Source organism: Pseudomonas sp. GZD-209 (genome assembly GCF_049310485.1).
Taxonomy (GTDB): Bacteria; Pseudomonadota; Gammaproteobacteria; order Pseudomonadales; family Pseudomonadaceae; genus Aquipseudomonas; species Aquipseudomonas sichuanensis.
Genome location: NZ_JBMOWQ010000108.1, coordinates 1 through 6640 on the forward strand (window position 1 = coordinate 1; position 6640 = coordinate 6640).

Genomic DNA, 6640 nt, shown 5'->3' on the forward strand with positions numbered 1-6640 from the left:
GGTGAAAGCGACCCCTCCCCCGCTCCTCCTCTTTTCCCCCCGTCCCCCCCCCCCCCCCCCCCCCCACCAGGGCCGGTTCAGGTCAACCGCGAAAATGGCTCGGCGCCACACCACTCCAACGCTGGAAGGCATGCCTGAAACTCGCGGTCTCACTGAACCCCAACGTTTCGGCAATCCGATAGATCGGCATCTGGTCCTCGGCCAGCAATTGCTTGGCCCGCTCGAAGCGCAGCTCGTCGAGCAGCTGTTGATAACTGCTGCCCAGCGCCTGCAAGTGCCGGCGCAAGGTGCGCGACGAACAGTTCATCTGCCGCGCCAGGCCCTCCAGCCCGGGCGCCGCATCCAGCTGCTGGAGCAACAGTTGGCGAATCCGCCCCAGCCAGGCCTGGCGCCCGGTGAACTCCAGGTTCAAACGCCGGCAGCGTTCGCTCATCGCCTTGTGGGTGATCGGGTCGGCCAGCGGCAGCGGCATATCCAGCCAGCGGCGTTCGAAGGCGAAGGCGTTGTCGCCCGCATCGAAACCCTGCGGGCAGGCGAATGCACCGGCGTAGAGCGCGTGGTAAGCGGGGCGGGGGTGTTCGAAGCGTGCCGCCAGCAAGGGCAGCGGGCGGCCGAGCAGGTCGTCGCAGATCACTTTCAGCGACACCAGGCAGAACTCGGCATTGAAGGCAGCCAGCCCTGGCGCGTCGTAGTGGTCGCTGGCGCTCAGCCAGACGCGCTGGCCATCATCCACCAGGCGCAACTGGAAGACTGTTCCCAGCAGTGCCGGAAAGGTCAGCGCCAGGCGCAGGGCGTCACCCAAAGTGGCACTGGAGAGCAGCGCGTAACCGAGCATGCCGTAGCACGACACATGCATGCGCCGGCCCAGTTCCAGGCCGATGTCCTCGCGCCGGGCCAGGGCGTTGGCGCACACCTGCAGCTCTTGCTGGGTGGTGATGCGGGCGTCCGGGTGCTCAAGGTCTGCCAGGCCAATGCCGCTGCCGGCGAGCAGCTGCTGCGCGTCCACGTCTTGTTCCTGGAACACCTGAAGGATCAGCGAAACGGCATTTAGGGTGGTGAGGTGGCTGTGCAGCATGCTCGGTGTCCCGTGGGGCTGAGGGGCATTATGGAGCAAGTTGTGTGCCGGAGAGTGTTGCTACTGTGGGAGCGGCTTTAGCCGCGAACACCGGCGCAGCCGGTGCCATGTACCGCGCCGCCTGCTTCGCGGCTGAAGCCGCTCCCACAAGGGGGGGGTGAAATTCGCATAAAAAAAGGGCCCGATGCGTGCGCTCGGGCCCTTGAAAGGTTGAGAGGTGTCTAGTCCCTCGACCTGGTGAGACTGTTTGCTACGGTCGGGTTACGCCTTCAGCGGAACCAGACGTGGAGCGATCATGTTTTCCGGACGCAGGATGTCGTTGAGCATCTCTTCGTCCAGCAGCTTCTCTTCGCGCACCAGTTCCAGTACGCCGCGGCCGGTTTCCAGGGCAACGCGGGCGATACGGGTGGCGTTTTCGTAGCCGATGTAAGGGTTCAGGGCGGTGACCAGGCCGATCGAGTGCTCGACCAGTTCACGGCAGCGCTGTTCGTTGGCGGTGATGCCGACGATGCAGTGCTCGCGCAGCATGTCCATGGCGCGTTGCAGCAGGCGGATCGAGTCGAAGATCTTGTAGGCGATCAGCGGCTCCATCACGTTCAGCTGCAGCTGGCCACCTTCGGCGGCGACGGTCAGCGCCAGGTCGTTGCCCATGATGGCGAAGGCGACTTGGTTGACGGCTTCCGGGATAACCGGGTTGACCTTGCCTGGCATGATCGAGCTGCCTGGCTGACGCGCCGGCAGGTTGATCTCGTTGATGCCGGTGCGTGGGCCGCTGGACAGCAGGCGCAGGTCGTTGCAGATCTTCGACAGCTTGACCGCGGTGCGCTTGAGCATGCCGGAGAACAGCACGAAGGCGCCCATGTCGGAGGTGGCTTCGATCAGGTCGGCAGCTGGCACCAGCGGCTGGCCGCTGATGATCGCCAGGCGCTGAACGGCCAGCATCTGGTAGCCCGGGTCGGCGTTGATGCCGGTACCGATGGCGGTGCCGCCCAGGTTGATTTCGGTCAGCAGTTCCGGAGCCAGCGAGCGCAGGCGCTGCAGGTCTTCGGTCATGGTGGTGGCGAAGGCGCGGAATTCCTGGCCCAGGGTCATCGGCACGGCGTCCTGCAGCTGGGTGCGGCCCATCTTCAGTACGTGGTCGAACTCTTTACCTTTGGCAGCGAAGGCCTGGATCAGGCTGTCGAGGCTGGCCAGCAGGGCGTCGTGGCCCAGCAGCAGACCCAGACGGATCGCGGTCGGGTAGGCGTCGTTGGTCGACTGCGCCATGTTCACATCGTTGTTCGGGTGCAGGTACTGGTACTCACCCTTCTGGTGGCCCATGGCCTCCAGCGCGATGTTGGCGATGACTTCGTTGGCGTTCATGTTGGTGGAAGTACCAGCACCGCCTTGAATCATGTCCACCACGAACTGCTCGTGGTAGTCGCCCTTGATCAGCCGTGCGCAGGCTGCGCTGATCGCGGCGTGCTTGGCATCGCTCAGGTGCCCCAGCTCACGGTTGGCGTCAGCAGCTGCCTGCTTGACCATCGCCAGGCCGACTACCAGTTTCGGGTAGTGCGACAGCGGAACACCGGAGAGGTGGAAGTTGTTGGCAGCGCGCAGAGTCTGGATGCCGTAGTAGGCATCGGCAGGGACTTCAAGGGTACCAAGCAGATCTTTTTCGACGCGGAACGATGCAGCGGAGGACATGATGGATATCATCTCGATTTTGACCCGGCACCTGCCGGAATGCCGCCAATGCTAGGGCTGGCCAGATTTGGCGGCCAATGCTGTTGCACGCTAACCTATGCACAAACGGCATACGGTTTGATGTGACGCCGATTGACAATCGAGCGTGTTCCATTTTGGTGCACGCGTTGCGGAGTAGTCGATGAACCTCGAAAGCAAATGGCTGGAGGACTTCAGTGCCCTGGCCTCAACCCGCAGTTTCTCGCAAGCGGCCGAGCGCCGCTTCGTCACCCAGCCAGCTTTCAGCCGGCGCATCCGCAGCCTGGAAGCGGCCTTGGGGCTGACCTTGGTGAATCGTTCCCGCACGCCCATCGAACTGACCGAGGCCGGGCAGCTGTTTCTCGTCACTGCGCGTACTGTTGTCGACCAGTTGAGCGAAGTTCTTCGCCATTTGCATCATCTTGAAGGTGGGCAGGGCGAGGTGATCCAAGTGGCGGCGGCGCACTCGCTGGCCTCGGGGTTTTTCCCACGTTGGGTAGCCCAGTTGCGCAACGACGGCTTGAACATCGCCACCCGCCTGGTGGCCACCAACGTGGGTGATGCGGTGCATGCATTGCGCGAGGGCGGCTGCGATTTGATGCTGGCGTTCTACGACCCGGACGCCGCGCTGCAGATGGACGCCGAAATCTTCCCTTCATTGCACATGGGCAACACCGAAATGCTCCCGGTGTGTGCGGTGGGCCCCGATGGCAAGCCATTGTTCGACCTGGAAGGCGAGGGCAGCGTGCCGTTGCTGGCCTACAGCGCCGGTGCCTTCCTCGGCCGTTCGGTCAACCTGCTGCTGCGCCAACGCAACCTGCGCTATACCACGGTGTATGAAACGGCCATGGCCGACAGTCTCAAAAGCATGGCGCTGGAAGGCATGGGCATCGCCTGGGTGCCCAAATTGTCCATGCGCGGCGAGCTGGAACGTGGCGAGCTGGTGGTCTGTGGCGCCAGCCAGTGGCATGTGCCGCTGGAAATCCGCCTCTATCGCTGTGCCCTGGTGCGCAAGGCCAACGTGCGTTTGCTATGGCGCAAGCTGGAAGGCGGTTCAGTTGACCCGAAAGTCAGCCAAAGCCCCGAAAAATAAGGCCGACAGTTGGTCGCCGGGGGTGCCGTGATGGGCCTGCGTTACGTTATACTGCGCGGCCTTTCGACCGGATAGCTCCGGTCCAGATCAGCAAACAAGCCACGCCGGTCGTCCCGCGTGGCTTGTTGTTTTTTGACGCGCCTGCGGGCGCACAAGCGAAGAGGCTCGACGATGAGTGCACTGGTTGGCGTGATCATGGGCTCCAAGTCCGATTGGTCCACCCTTAGCCACACCGCCGATATGCTGGAAAAACTCGGCATTCCCTACGAAGTGAAGGTGGTTTCCGCCCACCGCACCCCGGATCTGCTGTTCCAGTATGCCGATGAGGCCGAAGGCCGTGGCATCGAGGTGATCATCGCCGGTGCCGGTGGCGCCGCCCACCTGCCGGGCATGTGCGCCGCCAAGACTCATCTGCCGGTGCTGGGCGTGCCGGTGCAGTCGTCGATGCTCTCGGGCGTCGACTCGCTGCTGTCGATCGTGCAGATGCCGGCCGGTATCCCGGTGGCCACCCTGGCCATCGGCAAGGCCGGCGCGATCAACGCCGCCCTGCTGTCGGCGAGCATCCTCGGTGCCAAGCACCCGCAGTTCCACGCGGCGCTCAAGCAGTTCCGCACGGAGCAGACCGACACCGTGCTGGACAATCCAGACCCGCGCCAGGCTTGAGGCTGACGATATGAAGATCGGTGTAATCGGTGGCGGCCAGCTGGGCCGCATGCTGGCCCTGGCGGGCACCCCGCTGGGCATGAACTTCGCTTTCCTCGACCCGGCTCCGGACGCCTGCGCCGCCCCCCTGGGCGAGCACCTGCGCGCCGACTACGGTGACCAGGACCACCTGCGCCAGCTGGCTGACGAAGTCGACCTGGTGACCTTCGAGTTCGAAAGCGTGCCGGCGGAAACCGTCGCCTTCCTTTCGCAGTTCGTGCCGGTGTACCCGAGCGCCGAAGCCCTGCGCATCGCCCGCGACCGCCTGTTCGAGAAGAGCATGTTCCGTGACCTGGGGATCCCCACCCCAGCCTTCGCCGACATCCTCTCGCAAGCCGACCTCGACGCCGCCGTGGCCAGCATCGGCCTGCCGGCCGTGCTCAAGACCCGCACCCTGGGTTATGACGGCAAGGGCCAGAAGGTCTTGCGTAAACCGGAAGACGTAATCGACACCTTCGCCGAGCTGGGCAGCGTGCCGTGCCTGCTGGAAGGCTTCGTGCCGTTCACCGGCGAAGTCTCGCTGGTGGCCGTGCGCGCCCGCGATGGCGAAACCCGCTTCTACCCGCTGGTGCACAACACCCACGACAGCGGCATCCTCAAGCTGTCGGTGGCCAGCGATGCGCACCCGCTGCAAGCCTTGGCCGAAGACTACGTCGGCCGCGTGCTCAAGCAGCTGGACTACGTCGGCGTGATGGCCTTCGAGTTCTTCGAGGTCGACGGTGGCCTGAAGGCCAACGAAATCGCCCCGCGTGTGCACAACTCCGGGCACTGGACCATCGAAGGCTCGGAGTGCAGCCAGTTCGAGAACCACCTGCGCGCCGTTGCCGGCCTGCCGCTGGGCTCGACCGCCAAGGTCGGCGAAAGCGCCATGCTCAACTTCATCGGCGAAGTGCCGGCAGTGGACAAGGTCATCGCCATCGACGATTGCCACCTGCACCACTACGGCAAGGCCTTCAAGGTCGGGCGCAAGGTCGGCCACGCCACCCTGCGTTGCCAGGACATGGCCACGCTCAAAGCCAAGATCGCCGAAGTAGAGGCGTTGATCGCCGGCTGAGCGAACTTCCTGAGGCAACCGACCCTCTGAAATGGCAACAAGCCAAAGCGCTGTCTAGGCTTTGGCTTGTTCCACTTTCACCTTAGAGGGATTGCCATGGGCATCATTGGAACCATCTTCATCGGCCTGATCGTCGGCCTGCTGGCGCGCTTCCTGAAACCAGGGGACGACAGCATGGGCTGGATCATGACCATCCTCCTCGGCATCGCCGGCTCCCTGGCCGCCACCTATGGCGGACAGGCCCTGGGCATCTACCAGGCCGGGCAGGCCGCTGGCTTCTTCGGGGCCCTGGTCGGCGCGATCATCCTTCTGGTGATCTACGGCTTCATCAAGAAGAACTGAACACAGGCTAGAATGCTCGGCAATTCAAACCTGAGTTGCCGAGCATTTCCATGCGTGCGTTTTTCCTCATCCCCCTGCTGCTTGCCAGCACCCTGGCCCATGCCGAATTGCCCGAGACCGACTGGCTGGAGCTGATGCCCAAGTCGGACCAGAAGGCCCTCGAGCAGATGCCCGAGATCGACCACAACTCCCCCGAAGCCCAGGGCGTGTTCACTGCCAAGGGTGGCCTGAAGCAAAGCAAGGGCCTGCCGGCGGTGATGTACTCGACCAAGACCGTGGCCGCCATGAACGGCAAGCAGATCCGCCTGGGCGGCTACCCGGTGCCGCTGGAGAGCGATGCCAAGGGCAACAGCACCCTGTTCTTCCTGGTGCCGTACCCCGGCGCCTGCATCCATGTACCGCCGCCGCCACCGAACCAGCTGGTGCTGGTGCGCTATCCGAAAGGGCTGAAGATCGACGATATCTACACACCGCTGTGGGTGACCGGGCAGTTGAAGGTGGAGAAGGTCAGCAATGACCTGGCCGATGCGGCCTATGCGCTGGATGCCGGGAAGGTGAGGGTGGTGGAGGATGCCGATCTTTGACTTGCCTGGGCCGGCCTCTTCGCGGGTAAACCCGCTCCCACATGCCGCCGCATAACCTGTGGGAGCGGGTTTACCCGCGAAAAGGA

7 protein-coding genes are annotated in these 6640 nt (G+C 63.9%); 5 read left to right on the forward strand and 2 right to left on the reverse strand.

What is annotated here, in order from left to right:
- Positions 1-82 precede the first annotated feature (82 nt).
- Both ACO6VM_RS13760 and aspA read right to left on the reverse strand, forming a co-directional pair.
- Complete coding sequence (locus ACO6VM_RS13760; RefSeq protein WP_401055899.1) at positions 83-1075, reverse strand: AraC family transcriptional regulator; 993 nt, start codon at positions 1073-1075, stop codon at positions 83-85.
- A 261-nt stretch (positions 1076-1336) separates the two neighbouring features.
- Positions 1337-2761 (reverse strand): aspartate ammonia-lyase, encoded by a 1425-nt coding sequence (aspA, locus tag ACO6VM_RS13765; RefSeq protein WP_031314847.1) that lies wholly within the window; start codon positions 2759-2761, stop codon positions 1337-1339.
- A 181-nt stretch (positions 2762-2942) separates the two neighbouring features.
- Between aspA and ACO6VM_RS13770 the strand changes: the two genes are divergently transcribed.
- The 5 genes from ACO6VM_RS13770 to ACO6VM_RS13790 all read left to right on the forward strand — a co-directional run bounded on the left by ACO6VM_RS13770 (position 2943) and on the right by ACO6VM_RS13790 (position 6554).
- Positions 2943-3872: a LysR substrate-binding domain-containing protein gene (locus tag ACO6VM_RS13770; protein ID WP_110995094.1), complete on the forward strand. Its 930-nt coding sequence runs from the start codon at positions 2943-2945 to the stop codon at positions 3870-3872.
- Between the two features lie 171 nt (positions 3873-4043).
- On the forward strand, positions 4044-4535 hold the full coding sequence (purE, locus tag ACO6VM_RS13775; protein WP_110995095.1) for a 5-(carboxyamino)imidazole ribonucleotide mutase: 492 nt from the start codon (positions 4044-4046) through the stop codon (positions 4533-4535).
- 10 nt (positions 4536-4545) lie between these two features.
- Positions 4546-5628 carry a 5-(carboxyamino)imidazole ribonucleotide synthase gene (locus tag ACO6VM_RS13780; RefSeq protein ID WP_401055896.1) on the forward strand — a complete coding sequence of 361 codons (1083 nt, stop codon included), beginning with the start codon at positions 4546-4548 and terminating at the stop codon, positions 5626-5628.
- 96 nt (positions 5629-5724) lie between these two features.
- Positions 5725-5970: a GlsB/YeaQ/YmgE family stress response membrane protein gene (locus ACO6VM_RS13785; RefSeq protein WP_050707557.1), complete on the forward strand. Its 246-nt coding sequence runs from the start codon at positions 5725-5727 to the stop codon at positions 5968-5970.
- A gap of 50 nt (positions 5971-6020) precedes the next feature.
- Positions 6021-6554, forward strand: coding sequence for a DUF3299 domain-containing protein (locus ACO6VM_RS13790; protein WP_167409845.1), 534 nt, complete (start codon positions 6021-6023; stop codon positions 6552-6554).
- Positions 6555-6640 lie beyond the last annotated feature (86 nt).